Origin of the sequence: Haloferax sp. Q22 (genome assembly GCF_001482285.1) — an archaeon.
Taxonomy (GTDB): domain Archaea; phylum Halobacteriota; class Halobacteria; order Halobacteriales; family Haloferacaceae; genus Haloferax.
In genome coordinates, this window is the sequence record NZ_LOEP01000014.1 from 25,676 (window position 1) to 46,484 (window position 20,809).

Sequence of the window (20,809 nt, forward strand, 5' to 3'; positions counted from 1 at the left end):
ATGTCGGTTGCGCTTCCGCGTCGGGTTTCGAGGGGTGCTGGTTTCGTTATCAACTGCCGGTTTCCCGCATCACGTTTATGTCTCCGGTCGCGCTCCGTTCGGACGATGAACGACTCGCCGCTCGACGGTCTCGACGCCCGCACGATGGCGCTGGCGTATCTCGGCTTCGGGACCGCGGGCATCCTCGGCGGCGAGTTACTCCTGTTGGCCGTGCTGGGTGCGCCCACGGCCCCCGTGGCCGAGCTTATCAAGGGGTTGTCTTTCGTCGCCGTCTCTACCGCGTTCGTCTGGGCGCTCGCCTCCCGGAAAGACCGGCGAATCGAGCGCCAACAGGCGTCGATTCGGTCGTCTTTGGACCAGCTTCGAACCGTAGTCGCCGCGTCCCCGGTTCCGATTATCGCGGTCACGCCCGAGGGGCGCGTAACGAGGTGGAACGACGCCGCCACGGAGGCGTTCGGCTGGGAGCGCGACGAGGTGCTCGGCGAGCCGCTCCCCTACAGCGCGGGCGAGAACAGCGAGAACAGCGAGGAGGTTATCCGGCGGACTATCGCTGAAGACGGCCTCTCGGACATTTCGGTCGAACGACGGCGCTCGAACGGTGACCTCCGAGGGTTTCGGCTCTCGACGGCAGTCGTCCGCGACGCCGACGGCGAGCCCGTCGAAATCGTCGGCGTCTTCGTCGACGTGACCGACCAACAGCGACGGGAGCGTCGCCTCCGCGAGTTCGAGCAGGCCGTCGAACAGGCGGGGCACGCGATTTACCTCACGACGCCGGACGGAGAGATTACGTACGTCAACCCGGCGTTCGAGGAGACCACCGGCTACGACGCCGCGGAGGCGGTCGGCGAACCCGCGTCGATTCTCAGTTCTGGCGAGATGCCGGACGCGTACTACGACCGGCTGTGGCGGACCATCCAGTCCGGTGAGACGTGGCAGGAGCGGATTATCGACCGTCGGAAGGGCGGTGAGCTCTACACCGCGATACAGACTATCGCACCCATCGCGAGCGACGGCGACATCCACGGCTACGTCGCCATCCAGTCGGACATCACTGAGTCGGAGCTGACCAGACAGCGGCTCGGCGTCCTCAACCGGATGTTCAGGCACAACCTCCGAAACCGGATGAACGTCATCGAGGGCTACGCGGAGCTGATTCGCCGGAACGCGGCCGGCGTCACCGACGAGGAACTCACCGACGCCGCGGAGACCATCGTCGAAGCGGCGAGCGAACTCGTGGCGCTCTCGGAGAAAGCCCAGACCGTCTCGGACGCCCTCGAATCCGAGGCGACGCCGCGACGTGTCTCGGCGCTCGTCGAGTCCGCCGTGTCGCGAGCCGAGTCGACGTATCCCGAGGCGACGATACGAACCGACATCGAGACGGGGCTGTTCGCGCGAGTCGACAGCCGCGTCGGCGCGGCGCTCGACGAGTTGGTCGCGAACGCGCTCAAACACGGCGGCGAGACGGTCCACATCGACGTGTGCCGAATAAAAGACGACGACTCGAAGCTCGTCGTCCGCGTCGCCGACGACGGGCCCGGAATCCCCGACGAGGAATGGCGAGTCATCAAGCGCGGCGAGGAGACGCCGCTCAAACACGGAACCGGGATGGGCCTGTGGCTGGTCCACTGGGTCGTCAAGAAGGCGGGCGGAAGCATGGAGTTGGAACCCTCACCCCTTGGAGGTACGGCTGTGACGCTGAAACTGCCGGTCGGAGCGGAGCGACCGCGAACGTGGTTCCCGAGCGAGGAGTGACCAACTCCACAGTTGTACAGTATATACAATCCCCATCTGGCCAAGAGGTGACGCCCGTCGAGCCGAGCGTCCGATTCAGGCCTCGAGGAGTTCGACGAGGTTCCCCTCCGGGTCGCGGACGAACGCGATTCTCGTACCGCTTTCGGTCGTCTGCGGTTCGCTGAGCGTCTCGGCGTCGGACGGGAGTTCCGCCACCGCGGCGTCGACGTCGTCGACGGAGAGCCCGAGGTGGGTCGCACCGGGGCGGTTGAGCGTCGGTTCGTCGGTGTCGGCACCGACCGGGTCGTACTCGACGAGTTCGACGCGTACGTCGCCGCCGTCGAGGTGGGCGAACCGCGCCGACGCGCCGTCGACCGAGACGGCGGTGGCGAATTCGTCGCCGCCGACTTCGAAGCGGGAGACGACCGGCAGGTCGAGCGCGTCGCGGTAGAATTCGAGCGTCGAATCGAGGTCGCGGACGGTGAGACCGACGTGGTGCGCGTTGGAGTTCACGGTTCGTCTGCGCGCGCAGAGACCCAAAGGCGCTTCGCTCGGAACGCGGTCGGCAGACGGTAACCGACCGAGACTGACCCGCGTTCGCTGGAACAAGTGCTGGATGCGCCTCCTCTCAGTTCACTGGACAGTGTTTCTCGTGCGCGCCCGCGAGGCGCGAGGCGGGTCGGGTCCCGTCGCCCAGCAGAGACCGTATCGCATATACCCGCTGGGCCGCCCAGATAGGGTACGATGGAACCGACAGGCACGCGATGCGAGGTGGTGCGACCGTGAGCGAACCGTTCGTCGAATCGCTCCCCGGGCGAGCCGTCCCCAAGTCGTTCGTCGCCGAACTCGAGACGAAAGAGGCGATTCAGCAGGCCGTCGCCGTCCGCGGTTACAACCTCGAACGCGACGGCGAGACGGTTCAGCACGCCTACCAACTGGTCGTGAACGTCCGCGGGAAGTACATCCTCGGGCTTCACCTCACGAACGGGACGTGGCGCGTCGTCTTCGACACCCGCGACCACCCGAAACTCGCACAGGAAGGCCCGCGCGCGGCCTACGAGGCCGTCCACGACGCGCTCTACGAGCGCGCGCCCTCCGACGCGAAGATAGACTTCGAGTCGACGCCGCGGTTCTGGAACGCCACGCAGTAGGTCGTTCAGCGACGTTTTTCTACGTTTCAGCGTTCTCACGACCGTCAGCAGCGCGTGCGAACGCGCGCGCCGCGGCGACGACCCGGCCGAACCGACACCACCGTGTCCGCAGAAACTCGGGTGTGCCACGGCTCTGGTGGACGCGCCGTACGGGTGGCGGAGTCAAATTCGGGAGTACAGAGCGTCAGAACAGCGGTTCACCACCGGAAGTACCCGCCGATGGTATGCAGGTGGGATTGAACGTCTTAAATCACGAATTCGGGCGTTAGGAGCGTCCTAACCCCTCGAATAGACCAGTAAGTCGCTGCGAAATTAAATATATCCGGAACATACGAAAGGCCAACAGGAGCCGGAACATGTGGCCGCTCGAGGTCCCGTGTGGTGGGCACGAGGTGGGTCTGAGGCCGGTCCTGGGTAGAACAATGGATATCAAGAAATTCCTTAGCGAATCACGCGCAGTCTCGCCAGTCATCGGCGTCATCCTCATGGTCGCGATCACAGTCATCCTCGCGGCCGTCATCGGTACCTTCGTCCTCGGTCTCGGCGACCAGGTCGGCGACACCGCCCCGCAGGCGAGTTTCAGCTTCGAGTACGATGGGACTGACACGGTGACCATCACGCACGAAAGCGGTGACGCAATCAGCTTCGACGACCTGAGCGTGTCCGAGACTTCGGCTGCGAGCGTGGACAGCGAAACGCCCAGCGATGCCAACAGCGACGGTAACATGAACGCTGGTGACACCATCGCAGTCGAGTTCAGTGCTGGCCTTAGCGACGGCGACGAAGTGCGCCTCGTCTGGACCTCCGAATCGGGCTCCAACTCCGCGACCCTGCAGAAGTACACCTACAACGCCTGAACGGTCCGCAGCGTCACAGCCAACCGAACCTCAATTTTTTCGGACGTTACTCCGCGAGCGACGGCGTTCTCCGATTCAGGTACGGAACACGCATGATACGTGAAACGTCTTCTCAATACTAGTTTATATCCTCGGAGAACGTCAGACTATCTGTTAGGTTAGAAAGCAGGCGTTCGAGGACCGATTCGAATTTTTCTCAACGGTCGCCTCTCGTCCGGCACACCTAGGAGAGACAACTATGCAAATCAAGAGAATCTTCACAGAATCACGCGCAGTCTCGCCGGTCATCGGCGTCATCCTCATGGTCGCGATTACTGTCATCCTCGCGGCCGTCATCGGTACCTTCGTCCTCGGTCTCGGCGACCAAGTCGGCGACACCGCCCCGCAGGCGAGTTTCAGCTTCAGCTACGATGGTGCTCAGACGGTAACTGTCACCCATGAAAGCGGCGATGCAATCGATGCTGACCGAATTACGATCACCGGTGACGGTGTGGATTCATCTGTGGCGATTGCCTGGACGGACAGCAGCATCAATGCGGGAGACACTGCATCGGTGACAACGTCGGCCAATCCCCTGACAGGTGGTGAAACCGTCCGCGTCGTCTGGACCTCGGAATCCGGTTCCAACTCTGCGACCCTGCAGAAGTGGACCTACAACGCCTGATGGTAGAATCGGCGACGAGCCACACAACGCCTGATTCGGAATAACAATTTCTTTCGGAACTATCCCATAGAGAAACATCCACCTCGAATCCATAGTATTGTATTTGTAGCACAAACTTATCTGTTCGAAGACCGTACACTCGAACAGAGACCCAATGCCCAGCGACCCGCCCGCCGTCGCCTACCTCCGCGAGCATCGCGAGGACATCGTCGACCTCGCGGCGACGCTCGTCGGCCACGACACGCAGAACCCGCCGGGAGACACGCGGGGACTCGCGTCGGAGGTCGAATCGTTCTTCTCCGACCTCGGTATCGAGACCGAGCGCGTCGCCTCGGACCCGACGAAGCCGAACCTCGTAGCGACGCTTCCGGGTGCGACAGACCGGACGCTCGCCCTGTTGGGGCACCTCGATACGGTCCCGTTCGAGGCTGACGAGTGGACGCGCGACCCGCTCGGCGAGCGGGAGGGAAACCGGCTCTACGGACGTGGCGCGACCGACATGAAAGGGGCAATCGCCGCGATGCTCGCGGTGGCGGAGGCGTACGTCAAAACCGGGACGGTACCTGCGACGGACCTCGTGTTCGCGTTCGTGAGCGACGAGGAAGTCGCCGGGAAGGCGGGATTGCCGACGCTGCTGGACCGGCGCGGGCTCTCGGCCGACGCCTGCGTCATCGGCGAGACGACCTGCGAAGGCGACCGACACTCGGTGACCGTCGCCGACCGCGGGAGCATCTGGCTGGAACTCGAAGCGACGGGGACTGCGGCCCACGGCTCCCGACCGATGCTCGGCGAGAACGCCATTCACCGCCTCTACCGCGCCGTGAGCGACATCGAATCGACGCTCGGTGACTATTGGTTCGAGTTCGACCCGGCGGTCCGGGCGCTCGTCGAGGAGTCCGCGGAGTACTACGCGCCGCAGTTTGGCGAGGATGCGGCGCGAGAGCTGTTCGAACGACCGTCGGTCAATCTGGGCGTCCTCTCGGGCGGCGACCGGGTGAACGTCGTCCCCGCCGCGGCGCGGGCGAAACTCGATGTTCGCGTGACGGCGGGCGTCGAGACGGAGGCGGTGCTCGACGGGGTTCGAGAGGTCGTCGCCGGCCACGACGGTGTCGAGATTGTCGACGCGGACTGGTCGGTCGGGACGTTCGAGGACCCCGACGGCCCGCTGGCAAACGCCGTGGGCTCGGTCGCTGAGGGCGTCACCGGTGGGCGCGTGTTCCGGCGGAGCGCAACCGGCGGCGGCGACGCGAAACGGATGCGCAACGCGGGCGTCCCGACCGTCGAGTTCGGGCTGGGAACTGAGACGGCCCACGCAACTGACGAGTTCACCACAGTCGGGGCGCTCGCCCGCAACGCCGAGGTGTACGCCAGACTCCCCGACGAGTTGTTGCGGCAATTCGATAGTGGTACCAGAACGTTTGATTCGACGGGCGTGTCACCAGCAGGCACGACTCCTTCGCGACGCGGACGACGAGAGAGTAACTCACAATGACACAGAACGCACTATGACACCCGACGAACTCCGAACGACGATTCCGGCCCTCGACGACGTCACGTATCTCAACACCGGCGCGCACGGCCCGAGCCCGCGCCCCATCGTGGAGCGGGCGACCGAATTCCTCGAATACCACGAGTACGACTCGCCGGGCGACGACGGTCCCTATCCAACCGCGTTCGACGCCTACGAGGCCGTCCGCGAGGACGTGGCCGCGTTCATCGGTGCCGAGACAGAGGAGGTGGCGCTGACCCAGAGCACCACCGACGGCATCAACCGCATCGCCACCGCGCTCGACTGGGAACCGGGCGACGTGGTCGTCCGAACCGACCTCGAACATCCGGCGGGCATCCTCCCGTGGCGGCGCCTCGAACGCGAGGGCGTCGAGGTCCGCGTCGTCGAGAGCGACGCGGGTCGGCTCGATATGGACCAGTACGCCGAGGCCGTCAGTGACGCCGACCTCGTCTGTTTCAGCGCTCTGACGTGGAACTACGGAACGCGACTCCCCGTGTGCGAACTCGCCGACATCGCCCGCGACGCCGGCGCGCTATCGGTCGTCGACGCGGTCCAGTCGTTCGGCCAGTATCCCGTCGACGTGGAAGACTGGGGGGCAGATATCGTCGCCGGCGCGGGCCACAAGTGGTTGCTCGGGCCCTGGGGCGCGGGGTTCCTGTACGTCCGCCGCGACGTGGCCGAGGACATCGAACCACACGCCGTCGGCTATCGCGGCGTCACGGAACCGAACGCCGACGGCCTCGACTTCGCGCCGGGTGCCAAGCGCTTCGAGGTCGGAACCACCAATCCAGCCCCGCACGTCGCGCTCCGAGAGGCTATCGACATCGCCGAGCGCGTCGGTCTCGATCGGACCGAAGCGAACATTCGCAATCTCGCGAGCCGGTTCATCGAGGCCGTCCCAGAGGGGCGGCTGTTGAGCCCACATGACCCGGAATCGGGACTCGTCTCGTTCGAAGTCTCCGACCCGGAGGGAACGGTCGAACGGCTCAAGTCGGCGGGAGTGGTCGTCCGGACGCTTCCCGAGCCGAAGGCAGTCCGCGCGTCGTTCCACAACTTCAACGACGAGTCGGACGTGGCGACGCTTCGCGACGGACTCGACGAGGAGTGGTAGCTCCGTCGCTCGCGGGGGTCGTCGAGAACGTGATTCGCGTGCGGTCGTTGACTCTCCCGCAGAATCTGCCTCGTCAGTGAACGTTCATATCCGGCGAGGGGGAACCCCTGAGTATGCATCCCACGGCACGAAACTTCGCCGACCAAGTACGTGATTCTCACGGCTTCGAAGTGACTATCGAGGAGTTCCCGGAGGGGACCAAGACGGCCGACGACGCGGCCGCGGCCGTCGGCTGCGACGTCGCCCAAATCGTCAAGAGCATCGTGATGCGCGTCGGCGACGAGACGGTCGTCGTCCTCACGAGCGGCGCGAACCGCGTCGACGAAGCCACGCTCGCCTCCGAATTCGGCGTCGAACAAGGCTCAGTACGAAGCGCCAACCCCGGCGAGGTGAAAGAAGCGACCGGCTGGAGCATCGGTGGCGTGCCGCCGACCTGCCACGCGACCGACTGTCCCGTCCTCGCGGACCCGACGTTCGAGTCGTTCGACCGAATTTGGGCCGCCGCGGGAACCCCCGAGGCGGTGTTTCGACTCACGCCGGGGGACCTACAGACACTTTCCGCGCCGCGATTCGTGGACGTGTTCGAGTGAGACGAGGCGAAATGACCAGACCTCCGGCAGGCGATCCGCACTCGCGCTCGCGTTCTATGTTGTCGGGCGCGACGAGAGCAACACCACGATGTCCGCTGTTCTGTTCCGTCGGTACTAACCGGGAATCGCTGCAGAGAAAACACGGGGCTATCATGGAGCTACGGCTGGTTCATCAGGCGAGATAAACTCTCCTTTCGGAGAAAATGATTACTGGATGTGGCCTTCGCGCCGGAGCTGGTCCGCGTCCTCGCCGGTGTATCGCCATTCGATGTTGGCTTTCTCGTCCTGCCAGTCCCACGGTTCGACGAGCACGACGTCGCCCTCGTTGATCCACGTGCGGTACTTCATGCGGCCGGGGATGCGGCCCATGCGGTTCTTTCCGTCTTCACAGCGGATTCGGACGTGATTGCCACCGTTGTGCTCTGTGACGACTGCGAACAGCTCGTTGTCGTTGGGCATTCGAAGGTTTCGACGCCCTTGATTTTCACTCACGTTCTTGCTCGGACCCGGAGACGGATAACTTATCGGATACTCGTGATACCAAATGTCATGACGTTGAAACCGCGGTGACGACGGTTTCGAACACCACGTTGTCCGCTGTTTTCCGACAGATTAGCCGCCGATAGGGATTGGTTCGTGGCCACACACCACGCAGTTTCGCTCGAGGCCTCATTTTAGGATACCGATCGTGATCGGTTATCACCGAGTCGTCGCTGAAGCGGTCGGACGGGTCGCGGGGGAGTCGAGGATCCCCTGCAACACCACTATGTCCGCAGTTGTTCGTCGACTCAGCCCCTGCAAAGACGCTTTCTCCAGGTCGTGAGGTTCCACCGAGCCACGAAGGACAGACGTCGTCGGTAGACGAGGCGTCGGTAGACGAGTCACTTCCACAGTATCGCCGCTATCACCGCCGCGGTTGCTCACGTCCCTCTCGGTCACGTGTTCTCTCTCGGAGCGTTCATAGGAGTCAAGCGGAGCGGGAACCGAGAGTACGGGTTCGGGTGAGCAGGCAAGCGAAGCGGTCGGGTCGACGCGGTCGCGTGAGAACCAACGACGCGTTTGTGTGACAATCGCTTCAGTACGTGTTCAGTGGGTATTTCGTAGGAATGTTTGATTGGTGTTTGATTGGTGTTTGATTGGTGTTTGATTGGTGTTTGATTGGTACTCTATTGGTACTCTATTGGTTTGATGGTTGACACCCACACCACTTTGTCCGCTGTTCTCGGTGAGTGTGAACGTAGGGGTGAGACGGTGTGAAACGGGGAACACTCACACCACTTTGTCCGCTGTTCTTGGCGTGAGGCGGTACCCCCCTTCGTCGTGAGTTGGTTCTCTCCCGTCGGTTTTCAATCAGTCGGGTTAGTTTAGATTCCTGCAGAGATGAACAAAAAGGGTCGTCTCCAAACAGCCCTCATACAATTACTATAATTGCCTGTATTACGGACTTAGTTTAAGCTATTATATATTAAATCTTTCTCTATATCAAAGCACGCGGTTCCGTCCAGTTGTTCCACCGGTTACCTTCGTTTCCCAGAACAGCGGACAAAGTGGAGGGGGTGTGTCCCCGGTCGAGTATATAAAACACGAGAACAGCGGACACTCCGGACACGGTGGTTTTATCAACGAAGTGGTCGAACCGTGGTAGTATGCCCCTATTCGAGCGGGACACCGAGATCTATCGGGATCGGGACGCCCTCCGCGAGGATTACCAGCCCGAGGAACTCGTGGGGCGCGACGAGGAACTCCGTACCTTCCAGGCTGCGCTGCAACCGGTTATCAACGGCGAACAGCCCAACAACATCTTCCTCTACGGGAAGACCGGCGTCGGCAAGACCGCCGCGTCGCGGTACTTACTCGGGCACCTCCGTGAGGACGCGAGCCACTACGACGACATCGACCTCAGGGTCGTCTTCCTGAACTGCGACGGACTCACGAGTTCGTATCAGATCGCGACCCGACTCGTCAACGAGTTCCGTTCGGAGTCGAACCAGATCAGCACGACGGGCTACCCGCTCGGGTCCGTCTACGAGATGCTCTGGCAGGAACTCGACGACTGCGGCGGGACGATAATCATCGTTCTCGACGAGATCGACCACGTCAACGACGACAGTATCCTCTATCAACTCCCGCGGGCCCGCGCCAACGGGAACCTGGACGTCGCGAAAGTCGGTCTCATCGGCATCTCCAACGACTTCTCGTTCCGCGACGACCTCTCGCCGAAGGTCAAAAGCTCCCTGTGCGAACAGGAGATTCACTTCCCCGCGTACAACGCCAAGAACCTCCGCGCCATCCTCGAACAGCGTGCCAAGGTTGCGTTCCGCGAGGGCGTCCTCTCCGACGAGGTGATTCCGCTCTGTGCCGCCTACGGCGCGAAAGACGCCGGTGACGCCCGCCAGTCCATCGACCTGTTGATGAAAGCCGGCGATTTGGCCCGCGACGACGACACCGACCGTATCGAGGAGGAACACGTGAAACGCGGTCGGCGCGCCCTCGAGCGGGGCCGCATCAAAGAGGGAATCAACGGATTGACCGAACACGGTCACCTCGTCCTCTACTCGCTTCTGACGCTCGAGCTGGAAGACGAGACGCCGATTCGCTCCCGCGACGTTCGGCCCCGATACACCCGGTTTACCGAACTCGCCAACCGCGACCCGCTCGTCCCGCGACGGATGCGCGACCACCTCAGCGAGCTCGCGATGCTCGGAATCGTCTCCGTCACCGAGCGAAACGAGGGCCGACGCGGCGGGACGTACCGCGAGTACGCCCTCGATATGGACGTCGGGCTCATCGTCTCGGCCATGCGCGACACCATCGAACTCGTGGGCGTCCACGAGACGGTCGAACCCTTCCTCGACGGTGAGAAGACGAGCACGCTCGACGATTTCATCCAGCAGTAGACGACCCGACTGAAATTACTGCGGACATGATGGTGTTAGTCTCGAACCCACCTCCGTCGGAGCGGTTCTCTGCCGTGTTTTGGAAGTGGTTGCTACTTCGATTCGTTCTTCAGCAGCATGCGTTCGTTCGGGTTCACCGACCGATTTCGTTACCGATTTCCGACCGCTCGGAACACCACGATGTCCGCAGTAAATCGGCTATTTTCGCCGCTTGTTCGAACAGCGGACAGTGTGGTGTTTCTAACTTACGCGACCAACTGTTCACCAGATAGCGGCCATCTCAGCGGCTCGCTAGCCGTACAACAGCGGACATACCGGTGTTCGATGTCGCGTCTTTCCACGTTCGAAAGCGACGTTCACTCCGCGTCTGCGACAACAGCGGACGCCGCGGTTCTCAGCCGTCGTTTTCTCCGTTCCGCTGTCGGTTGTCATCGAGCGTTTCGATAACCGGCCGGCGGACTGTCGGTCTCGAACACCACATTGTCCGCTGTTCTCCGGATGTTCGAGTCGGTTTTGTTCGACTCTTCGGCTTCTCACTCCTCGCGAGTTTCGAGGACGGCGTCGGCGATTTTCTCGGGATACTCGGCGGCGACGCGGACGAGAGCGTCGTGGAACTCGCGGCCGGTCAGGTCGCGCACGTCGTGTTCCCGGCGGAGGTGCGATTCGACCTCGAACTCGGCGTCGTCCAGTCGGTCGAGCGTCGCGGTTCGGACGTAGATGCTTTTCGCGGTCGTCGCCTCGAACTCGAACGCCGGACCGCCCGCTGCCTCCGTCGTCTGCTCCGTCTCGTCGATGCTTTCCGGGCCGTCTTCTTCCGCGGTCGACTCGGCCGGCTCTCCGGGTTCATCGCGTTCGCTGCTCTCGGCGGTCCCACTGCTTTCGCCCGCGTCGTCACTCTCGCTCGTTTCGTCTGACTCCGAGGCGGCCTCGGGGTTCGAATCGGGCGCAGCGTCGCCCTCGGACTTGGGTTCGACTGCTGGTTCGGATTCCGACTTCTCAGACCCGTCGGGGGTGTCTTCGCCCGGGGGCTGCTCGTCGTTGGGTTCTGCGTCTGATTCCGATTCCGATTCCATCGCCTCGCCGAGGCCGGCGAACCGGTTTTCCTTAGGCATCGTCGGTTCCTCCGCGTTCGACGATCTCCGCGAGCTGGTCGAGTCGGTCGAGCATGTCGTTCGACGGGTCGTACTCCCGGAGGGTCTTCCCGTCGCGCCAGGCGCGACTGAACGCGATTCGGTGTCTGATTCCCGGTCCCTTGGAGTCGGGGTCGTCGAACAGCTCCGAGCGGGCGAACGGGGGGATGAACTGCTCGAAGGGAGAGTCTTCGAGGTCGCGAATGATGCGCTTTTCTTCGTTGTTCCCGGTGAGGTCGTTGGGGACGATAGCGAGAATGTCGAGGTCGACCTCGCGGCGAATCGGTCCGATTTGTTGTTCGAACATCCGCTCGAAGCCGCTCACGCTCGGCTCGCTCATGAGGAGCGGAACGACGACGTTCCCGGTTCCGATGAGCGCCGCGTCGGACAGCGGGCCGAGGCTCGGCGGCGAGTCGATGACGATGTAGTCGTACTCGTCGTCGTCCAAGAGCGGGTCGACGATTCGGCGGCGGACCCAGAGCACGCCGAACGTCGAGTTCCGGACTCGGTCTTCGATATCGTCGAGGTCGACGTGGGCGGGAAGCACGTCGAAGCCCTCGCGGTCGCGTATCACTTCGCGCACGTCCACGGGCTCGTCGTCGGTCAGCACGTCGCCGACGTTCGGCTCCGACGACTCGTAGGCGTCTTTCATCCCGACGCCCTCGGTCGCGTTCCCCTGCTGGTCGAGGTCGACTAAGAGCACGTCGTTCCCCCGTGCGGCGAGCGCGTCGGCGAGGTTGATGGCAATCGTCGTCTTTCCGACGCCGCCTTTCTGGAGCGAGACGCTCACGGCTCGCGACATCTATCGAGCCTCCTGCGGAGCGCGATGTTCACAAATTGTACACAGTCTACGCTGTGTCTGCCGTTTGGGCGGTGCAAACTCCGTTTGAACTGTGGACTGTGCGGACATTTGAGGGACTTGAACGGACCTTCCGCGGCGTACCACATAATTTTATCCACGACTTTTGAACCGTTGGGACTGCTTCTACATTCTACAAATTCTACAATGTTTACAAATTTTAAAAATTGTAAACTGTCGCCTGTCGCCTGTCGGTATCCGGTGATTCGCCTGCGCTCTCCGTTTGTGGACTGTTTCAGCTTCGTCCGGGGCGTTCGGTTTCCAAACATCGCTCGCGATCTGCGAATCTTTCACACTGTGCGAATCTTTCGCGGTGTAGACTACCTCAACACTCCACAACCTCTATACTTCGTGCAAATTCTACAATTTGTACACGTTCTACACGGTCTGGAACTCGTAAGCGGTGCGAACTTCCCAGACGGTTTCAGATTCCTCCACCGTTCGAACCGTTTGGAGTGCTTCGGCAGTCTGCACTCTCTTCGCTGTTTCCACTGCGCTCGAAGTTCACGCTCTCCTCGAAGTCTGCACTGTCACCGCAGTTTACACCATCCTCGAAGTCCGCCCGGTGTCGACTGTGCGAACTTCGTTCCGGCCGCCGCCTGATTCAAACTGAACCGAAGAAAGCGATATTCAGCGTCTCTCCCCCGCAGATACTGCGGACACAGTGGTGTTGTCCGTCGTCTCGTCTCAGTTGGCGAGCTTGTCGGCGAACTTCTCGCGGACCTTCTCGATTTTCGGGCTCGCGTGGAACTGGCAGTACGCGTCGTCGGGGTTCTTTTCGAAGTAGTCTTGATGGTACTCCTCGGCCTCGTAGAACGTCTCTAACGGAGCCAACTCCGTGACGACCTTGTCGTCGTACTCCTCGTCGAGGGCTTCGATGTAGGCCGACGCCTGTCGCTCCTGTTCGTCGTCGTGATAGAGGACGATAGAGCGGTACTGCGTCCCCACGTCCGGTCCCTGTCGGTTGAGCTGTGTCGGGTCGTGGACCGCGAAGAACACCTCGAGCAGTTCGTCGTAGCCGACGGCCGCGGGGTCGTACTCCACCTGCACGACCTCGGCGTGGCCGGTGTTCCCCGAACAGACCTGCTCGTAGCTCGGGTTCTCCGTCTTCCCGCCGGCGTAGCCCGACGTGACTTCGCTGATACCGTCGAGTTCTTTGAACGCGGCTTCGACACACCAGAAACAGCCGCCACCGAACGTCGCAGTCTGTGTGCTTCCCATAGGTCCGGTTACGTCGCCGAGGAATTAAGCCCCGCGGCGGGGGCAGTCACGGCCGAAGTCTGGTGCTCGGGACGACCGCCGACCCACGCGGCGCTCCGACGAGCGAGTCCCGGACGCGTCCGTGGGTTTTCCCGACCGGAATGTACCCGAAGCCAACATTTAACCGCCCTGTCTGTCAGCAATTACTATGGAAGACGTATTCGTTGCGAGGCTCATGTCCACGACCCTCCACACGGTCACCCCAGACACGCTCGTCGAAGACGCGGCGCAGTTGATACTGGACAACAACATCAGTTCGGTCATCGTCGTCGACGAGGACAACCGACTCGAGGGTATCCTGACGACGACCGACTTCGTCGACATCGTCGCGAAGAGCCAGCCGAAAGCACAGACGACCGTCGAGCGCTACATGACCACCGACGTGATTACCGCGGGAGCGCAGGATTCCATCGTCACCGTCGCGGAGTCGATGACCGAACACGGCTTTCACCACATGCCCGTCGTCGACGACGAGGAGGGCGTCATCGGGATGATTACCACCTCGGACCTCGCGGCCTACCTCTCGCAGACCGGACAGCTGGCGCGGTCGTAACGCGTTCTTTTCCCTGCCGGTAACTCCGCGTTACTCCACCTGTTCGGAGAGGCTCTCGACGACGCTCGCCAGCCGCGGGTCCGTCGCGTGGCCGTGGTGGACCGCAAGGGGCGAGACGCTCACCTCGCCGTCGACCATCGCGCGGCGGTCGCTCCCGACCGGATAGCGGTCGCGGTGTTCGTCGTCGAGCGGGAACGGGTTCTCGAAGCCGACGGCGTCGGGCCACGAAACGTCTTGGAGTCGGACGTAGACCTCGCCGTCGTCGAGGTCGTGCTCGCGGTCGCCGTCAGGGAGTGCGCCGGCGTCCGCGTGGTGGTCGACCTGCTGGTCGTAGTCCGCGAAGGGGCAGGTCACGCGCATCCGGGGACGTGGCACGTCCGCCGGGGCGTTGACGTTCAGGAGGTCGACCTCGTCGAACACGTCCGTGCCGAAGACGCGCTCGGTCAGGGCGCGGGCGACCCGGGCGGGCCGGGAGAAATCGTACTCCTCGGGCGGGTGGCAAAAGAAGTCCCGCGCGTGGTAGCTGGAGACGGCGATGGCCGGCGTCCCGAGGAACGCCGCCTCGACGCCCGCGCCGACGGTTCCCGACCGGCCGACGACGTAGTTGCCCGCGTTCGGCCCGTCGTTGATACCGGAGACGACGATATCGAAGTCGGCGTCGAGGCCGCGGAGCCCGTAGGCGACGCAGTCCGCCGGGGTTCCTTCGAGGGCGTACCCCCACGGGTGGTCGCGGCGGACCGCGTGTTCGTTGCGGGCGCGGCCGACGCCGCTTTGGTTCTCAGCGGGTGCGACGACGGTCACGTCGCCGATTGCGGTGAGTTCCTCGCGCATGGCGGCGATGCCGGGCGCGTCGATGCCGTCGTCGTTGGTGAGGAGGATTCGGAGCGGAGACGAGGAGTCGGTCATCTACTCGGGAATTTCTGCCGGCCGTCGTAGCTATTCCGGATTCGGACCCGGTGACGTATTCGACCGCCGCCTCGCCGTCGGTAGCGGGTCGTACTCCACGTCGTCGATGGTCGCCCGCCAGTACGGCAGGTCGCCCGACGGGAGGTTCCACGCCACCTCCGCCGTCGTTGGCACGCGAACCCCGTCCAGTTCGCGGTAGTCGCTGAAGTATCCCGTCCACGGGCACCGCTCGAACTCGCCGTCCCCCGTGTCGCGCCACCGGTCCGCGGTGACGCGCACTATCTCGTCGTTCTCGTCGAAGTGGAACACGACAGTCGCGGTCGAGCCGCGGTGGGCGAGCGTCGCCCGGGCCGAACGGTCGTCTCTCGGCTCCCAACTGACGCCGTGGCCGGGGAGAAACGCGGTCGGGAACCAGACCATCTCGGCGAGGTGGCGGGCGAGTTCACCTTCGTCCAACTCGGGTGAGCGCGGGGCATCCGCGACGGTGATAACCGAAAGGAACTTCGCCTCCAACGACCCCACACCGCCGACGAAGGCGTCCACGACCCGGACCGGTAGAAACGGCACGAGATCGATTCGGGCGTCCCAGACGAACCCCGGCGGGGCCACCGTGTAGTGCTGGGTCGCCGTCATCGACTTCCACGGCGAATCCGCGTCGCCGAGTCTGAACTCACCCGTCTGGCGGAGCCGGACCGACTGGACATCGGGGTGCTCGCCCGGTAGCACGCGTTCGAGATACCGGCGAACTGGGGCGGGCAGATCGCTGAGGTCGGCCGTGTCTGTCGCCCCCGCATCGTTCGTGGTCGATTCGGCCTGTTCTCGCCGGAGTGCATCGAGCAGTCGAGCGGCCGTATCGTCGGCGCGCGCCCGGATTACGACGAGGAGAGCGCCGACGGCGAGCGCACCGCCGACAAGCGCGAGGCCGAGTCGTCCGAGCGTTCGCTTGTATGACATACCGAACGGTACGTGGGAGATCGATATGAGTCTCGCCGTGACTCTCACAGTCTGACGCAGACCGTCTTCCGGCCACGGGCGGTGTCGTCGCGAGCGGCGCTCCCCCGGCCAAATTCCTGTCAACGTGACGTTCATAAATTCGAGATACTCACGAACGCGTGAATATAATTCAAACGGTGACTTTATGTAATTAAGTTCGTACTAACGAACGAATGCGCACCGAACCGATGCGGCCGGCACGCCGGGCACCCGCCGACATCGCGGTTAATCTCCCGTTAACTCGTCTAATTTCGGTAGATTCGTCTCTGTCGTGGTCGACGGCTCTCTGGTCTGCGACCGCCACGACTGCCGCGAGCGATGCGGGCCGTCGCCCCTGCCGGGCCACCTTCTCCACTCGCCGTCGAACCCCCTTGACAGCGACCCCCGACTGGACAGCCGACCGACCCGTTTCCCCAAGCGAGGTGGGCGTTGCGTGAGCCACGTCGGCGAGACCGACGACGTGCCGTGGGACGACGTGGGCTTCGTCATCAGCTCTCGCTACCGCATCTCCGTTCTCGATAGGCTCTCGGAGGGTCCGGCGACGCCGACGCAAATCGCCACCGACTCCGAGAGCGCGGTCGCTCACGTCTCGCGGGCGCTGCAAGAACTCAGAGACCGGTCGCTCGTTGAACTCCTCGTCCCGGAACAGCGTCGAAAAGGGCGGGTGTACGGCATCACCGACGACGCCGAGAACATCTGGGACGTCATTCAGACACAGCAGATGACGTGAGTGCGGCCGTCTCGCGGCTTTCTCACGGCAGATCTGGCGCGTCGTGCGACCGACCAACTCACTTCGTCGCGATTCGCTCCGACCCCTTGTTCAGGAGCTGGTAGGTCCGCTTGGCGAGGTTCATGCCGACGCCGGTCGACTCGACGACGTAGTACGGGACGAGCTCGCCGCCGAACTTCGATTTGTAGTTGCAGAGCCGTTCCGTGTTCGCGCCGACGAGGTCGTACTTCGTGACCGACGCGAGCGCTTCGTCTTCGACGATGTCCTCGATGATGGTCCAGTGGAGCAGGCTGTTGATGCTGACGCCGTCGTACTCGCCGCGCGCGCCGCCGAGCCAGAAGTAGCCCACCTCGTCCGAGAAGGGAACGATCATCCCGCTGAGGTACTCGCCGTCTGGGTCGCGGGCGACGTACACGCGACACCGGTCGCCGAGGTTTTCCACCAGCGACTCGACGAACTCCCACGGCATTCCGAACGGTTCGTCCTGCTCGTCGTACCGCGAGACTACGTCGTCGTAGACGACGCGAGCGCCGTCGAGTCCCTCGTCCGCGATGGTGATATCGAGTTCGCGGGCTTGCCGAATCTCGCGGCGGAGGCTGCTGCTGAACTGGGCCTGTATCTCGTCGAGCGAGCGCCCGCCGAGGTCGAGTCGGTAGGTGAAGGAGGGCTTGACCGCGAAGCCGGTCCACTCGAACGGACGGGGGTCGAGGTACGCCGGCGAACAGAGCAGGCGGACGAACGTCCGGTTCGAGCGGATGCCGAGCTCCTCGACCACGAGGTCGGCGAACTCGCGGTTCACCGACTCGTAGGCGCTCTGTTTCGGGCTGTTCGGCATCATCACCGGGCCGATGTAGGGAATCGCCATCGACGGCGGCGGCGAGACGACGACCCGTCCGAGGGGGTTTCGGCGGACGAACGTCGGGAACAGCGCGACCGGTTCTTGGCCCTTGAAGACGCCGAACAGGTGCATTTCGCCGTCGAAGTGCTCGTCGATGGCGGCGAGCACCGCGGGGGTGTGGAAGACTTCGGTGCCCGACGAGGGGAGCGCGGCTCCCCACTCGTCGAGGCTCAGGGGTTCGATACGGAGTTGTGACATGTGTCGTAGTCGTGTGATTGGATGGTCGTCGGGCGATACGTCGGTCGGGTCGTCATCGGTGGAGGAACCCCGAGACGAGTCGCGACGGGAGGCTCGTCCCGTTTCCCCGGGACAGCATCTCTATGCCGGGGCCGAGGCGGCTCTTATACAGGTGCGCGATGGTTCTGACCGGGAGCGCGCCGTGCTCGATCTGGTAGAACGTGACGAGTTCGGGGTTGTACTTGCTCTTGTAGCGGTTGAGTCGGCGGTTGTTCGCGCCGACGAGGTCGTAGCGGTGCATCCCGGCGGCCATGCCGTCGCGCATGATGCGCCAGTCCAGCAGGTCGTTGACGTCGATGCCGAAGTCCCGCTGGGGTTTGACGCCGCCGAGCCAGCGGTAGAGCGTGTCGCCGTACTGCAGGACGAGAATCCCGCTCACGAACGCCCCGTCGTACCGGAAGACGTAGGGCCGGACCTGTCCCGCGGGGAGCGCGTCGTACAGGTCCATGACGAACTGCGGCGGTACGTCGAACGACAGGTCCTGTTCCTCGTAGCGGTCTTTGACCAGCGTGAGAATCGAACAGATGTCGTCGCGGTCGCCCTCCTCGACACCCGAGACGAGCTTTCGGCCGTCGCGGATGTTCCGCCGGGCGCTCCGGCTGAACGACATGAGGAGGTCCTCTTCGCCCCGGGTCAGGTCGACGTTGTAGGTGTACTTCGGCGACACGTCGCAGCCGCCCCACAGGAACGTCCGCATGTCGGTGTAGTAGTCGCCGACGCGGACGTGCGTGTAGTTCGGGCCGATGTGTTCGTCCAGCCACTCGGTACAGCCGTCGATGAACTGGTTGCGGCGGCGCTCGAACTTCCGGCTCTTGATGTTGCCGGCGTCGAGCATCACGGGCCCGAGATACGGGACGCCGATGTGCGGCGGCGGGGAGAACGCCGTCTTGACCAGTCCCTTCCGAATCTCGAAGACTGGAAACAGCCCGACCGGCTCTTCTGTCTTGAAGCCGACGAGCAGGTGAAGTCTCGAGTTCGAGTACTTCGCCTGCAGTCGCAGCGCCTCGTACTGGTGGAAGAGACTCGCCTGACTCGACCGCTCGACGTACGTGTCCCACTCGTCGCGGTCGCGGTGGTCGAACTCGACAATCTCGATGGTCATGGGCTGCGGGAGGACCGGCGGTCTTCGCGCTGCGTCCGTTGTCGTCGACACCCTCGACTGCGGTCGTCGCGTTCGCTCTGTCCGAACCGACCAATTCGACCGAAATCAGCCGATTCACCCGCCGACTCGGCGGCCCCGTAAATCGACCCGCGATCCGGTCGGGCCGCGTCAGCGTGTATCATTCGAAAAGACATTCTCGAACTACTGTGACGGGAGGATGGGGATTTGTTATGAAGCGACTAGCCGGCGTTCGCGCCGGCCTGTCCGCCGTCAGGGAGTCTCTGCCGTTGCCCGTAGGCGCTCGATACCGTCGGCGTCGATGCCGTAGCCGTGAGTCGGTTCTCCGGAGATCCTGGTGGCGACGTACTCGGCGATGGCGTAGGCCATCCACGCCTGACACCACCGCATGAGCGTCATGCGCTTGGTGTAAAAGCGGTGTTTGCGGAAGTAGAACCGACCCTCGGACGGGACGTACATGTTCGCCAGCGCCCAGTCAATGGCGCGCTCGGCGCGGTCGTACTGCCCGGCGTAGGTGAACACGAGGATGCCTTGTGCCGTCGCGTGGATGTCGCGGGGGTAGGGGTGCTCCTCGTCGAAGTTGGGCGCACCGTCCTCGTCGAACAGTTCGCGGGCGTAGAAGTCGAGGCCGCGTTCGAGCGTCTCGTCGTACCGACCGCTGCCGACGAGTTGCTCGTAGCGCTGGAAGCACTCGACGATGAAGCCGTTGTGGTGGTTGTCCATCGAGAGGTGCGAGGCGCTCGCAGGCTCGCGGTAGTACCACCCGCCGCGGTCGGTCTGCTTGGACGCGACGAAGTCGTACACCTTCTCGGCGCGTTCGAGCAGTTCCTCGTCGCCGAAGTAGTCGTACAGCTCGACGAACAGTCGCGCCCCGATAGCCAGCGCGTTGAGGGTGTAGCTGTCCTTCGGGTGCGAGAGGTAGTAGTCCATGACTGCGCCGTCGTCCTTCGGCCGGTAGTTGAGGTCGTTGAGCATCACGTCGACGGCGGTCTTGGCGATGTCCGGGTAGTCCGGGTCGAACTCCCGACCCGCGAGGAGCGCCTTGACGCCGTAGGCCGTCGAGACGATGTTCGGCGAGTGTGGAATCCCCGACCGCGGGCCGTTGCGGCCGGAGATATGCTGGATGACGTGGCGGTGACTACCGGCGAAGCCGCTGTAGCCCTTGGCTTGGTTCTCGACGAGCCACTCCGTCAGCGAGGCCGCGTCGTCGCGGTACGTCTCCGCCGGGCGGTCGCCGTCGAACCACTCGGCCAACTGGGCGCGGGTTCGGTTCGCCATGGCGAACAGCGTGATACCCTTGAAGTTTCGGCGCTTCTCGACGAGGAACAGCGGGCGGACGTTGACGGGCGAGCGCTTGATGAACTCCTGGACCGCGAGGTTGAACCAGCGGTTGTCGATGGGAACCGACAGCAGGAGCCTGCTGCTCATGCCGTCGCCGTAGTCCCAGCCTTTGTAGTCGCGTTCGCGGGCGTAGTCGAGCACGTCGTCGAGTACGTCGACGTACCGCTGGAGTCGCTCCGTGTCGGCGTCGGCGTCGCCGTCCCGGTGATACTGCTTCGATGGTGGATTCATGATATAGAATAGCCTCTCTGAGGGGTATTGGCTGTCCGAG

Annotated in this window: 20 protein-coding genes; 10 read left to right on the top strand and 10 right to left on the bottom strand. The window is 63.4% G+C overall.

Annotated elements, in window-relative coordinates:
• The first annotated feature begins 105 nt into the window (after positions 1-105).
• On the top strand, positions 106-1,752 hold the full coding sequence (locus AM590_RS04500) for a PAS domain-containing sensor histidine kinase (protein WP_058826428.1): 1,647 nt from the start codon (positions 106-108) through the stop codon (positions 1,750-1,752).
• A gap of 75 nt (positions 1,753-1,827) precedes the next feature.
• Here the strand turns inward: AM590_RS04500 and AM590_RS04505 are convergent, their stop codons facing one another.
• Positions 1,828-2,244 (bottom strand): VOC family protein, encoded by a 417-nt coding sequence (locus tag AM590_RS04505; protein ID WP_058826429.1) that lies wholly within the window; start codon positions 2,242-2,244, stop codon positions 1,828-1,830.
• Between the two features lie 269 nt (positions 2,245-2,513).
• Here AM590_RS04505 and AM590_RS04510 point away from each other — a divergent pair, with 269 nt between their 5' ends.
• The 6 genes from AM590_RS04510 to AM590_RS04535 all read left to right on the top strand — a co-directional run bounded on the left by AM590_RS04510 (position 2,514) and on the right by AM590_RS04535 (position 7,614).
• Positions 2,514-2,882, top strand: a complete 369-nt coding sequence (locus AM590_RS04510; RefSeq protein WP_058826524.1) for a hypothetical protein — start codon at positions 2,514-2,516, stop codon at positions 2,880-2,882.
• Positions 2,883-3,304: 422 nt separating this feature from the next.
• Positions 3,305-3,739, top strand: a complete 435-nt coding sequence (locus tag AM590_RS04515) for a type IV pilin (RefSeq protein ID WP_058826430.1) — start codon at positions 3,305-3,307, stop codon at positions 3,737-3,739.
• A gap of 238 nt (positions 3,740-3,977) precedes the next feature.
• The gene (locus tag AM590_RS04520) at positions 3,978-4,403 is read left to right on the top strand and encodes a type IV pilin (protein ID WP_058826431.1); all 426 of its coding nucleotides are present in this window, start codon (positions 3,978-3,980) and stop codon (positions 4,401-4,403) included.
• A 154-nt stretch (positions 4,404-4,557) separates the two neighbouring features.
• Positions 4,558-5,895 (top strand): M20 family metallopeptidase, encoded by a 1,338-nt coding sequence (locus AM590_RS04525; RefSeq protein WP_058826432.1) that lies wholly within the window; start codon positions 4,558-4,560, stop codon positions 5,893-5,895.
• A gap of 13 nt (positions 5,896-5,908) precedes the next feature.
• Positions 5,909-7,024, top strand: coding sequence for an aminotransferase class V-fold PLP-dependent enzyme (locus AM590_RS04530; RefSeq protein ID WP_058826433.1), 1,116 nt, complete (start codon positions 5,909-5,911; stop codon positions 7,022-7,024).
• 113 nt (positions 7,025-7,137) lie between these two features.
• The gene (locus AM590_RS04535) at positions 7,138-7,614 is read left to right on the top strand and encodes a YbaK/EbsC family protein (RefSeq protein ID WP_058826434.1); all 477 of its coding nucleotides are present in this window, start codon (positions 7,138-7,140) and stop codon (positions 7,612-7,614) included.
• Positions 7,615-7,821: 207 nt separating this feature from the next.
• On the opposite strand, the gene eif1A is transcribed toward AM590_RS04535, so the two are convergent.
• Entirely contained in the window at positions 7,822-8,106 is a 285-nt protein-coding gene (eif1A, locus tag AM590_RS04540; RefSeq protein ID WP_013035036.1) for a translation initiation factor eIF-1A, read from the bottom strand.
• 1,154 nt (positions 8,107-9,260) lie between these two features.
• Between eif1A and AM590_RS04545 the strand changes: the two genes are divergently transcribed.
• A complete protein-coding gene (locus AM590_RS04545; RefSeq protein ID WP_058826435.1) occupies positions 9,261-10,511 on the top strand; it encodes an orc1/cdc6 family replication initiation protein in 1,251 nt (416 codons plus the stop codon).
• Between the two features lie 533 nt (positions 10,512-11,044).
• Here AM590_RS04545 and AM590_RS04550 read toward each other — a convergent pair.
• The 3 genes from AM590_RS04550 to msrA form a co-directional block, all read right to left on the bottom strand.
• The gene (locus tag AM590_RS04550) at positions 11,045-11,623 is read right to left on the bottom strand and encodes a hypothetical protein (protein ID WP_058826436.1); all 579 of its coding nucleotides are present in this window, start codon (positions 11,621-11,623) and stop codon (positions 11,045-11,047) included.
• On the bottom strand, positions 11,616-12,443 hold the full coding sequence (locus AM590_RS04555; protein ID WP_058826437.1) for a ParA family protein: 828 nt from the start codon (positions 12,441-12,443) through the stop codon (positions 11,616-11,618). Before AM590_RS04555 ends, AM590_RS04550 begins: the two co-directional genes overlap by 8 nt.
• 744 nt (positions 12,444-13,187) lie before the next feature.
• On the bottom strand, positions 13,188-13,721 hold the full coding sequence (msrA, locus tag AM590_RS04560; RefSeq protein WP_058826438.1) for a peptide-methionine (S)-S-oxide reductase MsrA: 534 nt from the start codon (positions 13,719-13,721) through the stop codon (positions 13,188-13,190).
• 187 nt (positions 13,722-13,908) lie between these two features.
• Between msrA and AM590_RS04565 the strand changes: the two genes are divergently transcribed.
• Positions 13,909-14,313, top strand: a complete 405-nt coding sequence (locus tag AM590_RS04565; RefSeq protein WP_042665409.1) for a CBS domain-containing protein — start codon at positions 13,909-13,911, stop codon at positions 14,311-14,313.
• A 30-nt stretch (positions 14,314-14,343) separates the two neighbouring features.
• Here AM590_RS04565 and surE read toward each other — a convergent pair whose 3' ends face one another.
• The gene (gene surE, locus AM590_RS04570; protein ID WP_058826439.1) at positions 14,344-15,219 is read right to left on the bottom strand and encodes a 5'/3'-nucleotidase SurE; all 876 of its coding nucleotides are present in this window, start codon (positions 15,217-15,219) and stop codon (positions 14,344-14,346) included.
• 30 nt (positions 15,220-15,249) lie between these two features.
• Complete coding sequence (locus AM590_RS04575; protein WP_058826440.1) at positions 15,250-16,173, bottom strand: DUF6544 family protein; 924 nt, start codon at positions 16,171-16,173, stop codon at positions 15,250-15,252.
• Between the two features lie 472 nt (positions 16,174-16,645).
• On the opposite strand from AM590_RS04575, the gene AM590_RS04580 reads away from it, so the two are divergent.
• Complete coding sequence (locus AM590_RS04580) at positions 16,646-16,942, top strand: winged helix-turn-helix domain-containing protein (protein WP_042663898.1); 297 nt, start codon at positions 16,646-16,648, stop codon at positions 16,940-16,942.
• A 58-nt stretch (positions 16,943-17,000) separates the two neighbouring features.
• Here the strand turns inward: AM590_RS04580 and AM590_RS04585 are convergent, their stop codons facing one another.
• The 3 genes from AM590_RS04585 to AM590_RS04595 all read right to left on the bottom strand — a co-directional run bounded on the left by AM590_RS04585 (position 17,001) and on the right by AM590_RS04595 (position 20,769).
• On the bottom strand, positions 17,001-18,038 hold the full coding sequence (locus AM590_RS04585; RefSeq protein WP_058826441.1) for a GNAT family N-acetyltransferase: 1,038 nt from the start codon (positions 18,036-18,038) through the stop codon (positions 17,001-17,003).
• A gap of 52 nt (positions 18,039-18,090) precedes the next feature.
• Positions 18,091-19,179: a GNAT family N-acetyltransferase gene (locus AM590_RS04590; protein WP_058826442.1), complete on the bottom strand. Its 1,089-nt coding sequence runs from the start codon at positions 19,177-19,179 to the stop codon at positions 18,091-18,093.
• 270 nt (positions 19,180-19,449) lie between these two features.
• The gene (locus AM590_RS04595) at positions 19,450-20,769 is read right to left on the bottom strand and encodes an antibiotic ABC transporter permease (RefSeq protein WP_058826443.1); all 1,320 of its coding nucleotides are present in this window, start codon (positions 20,767-20,769) and stop codon (positions 19,450-19,452) included.
• Positions 20,770-20,809: the final 40 nt, after the last annotated feature.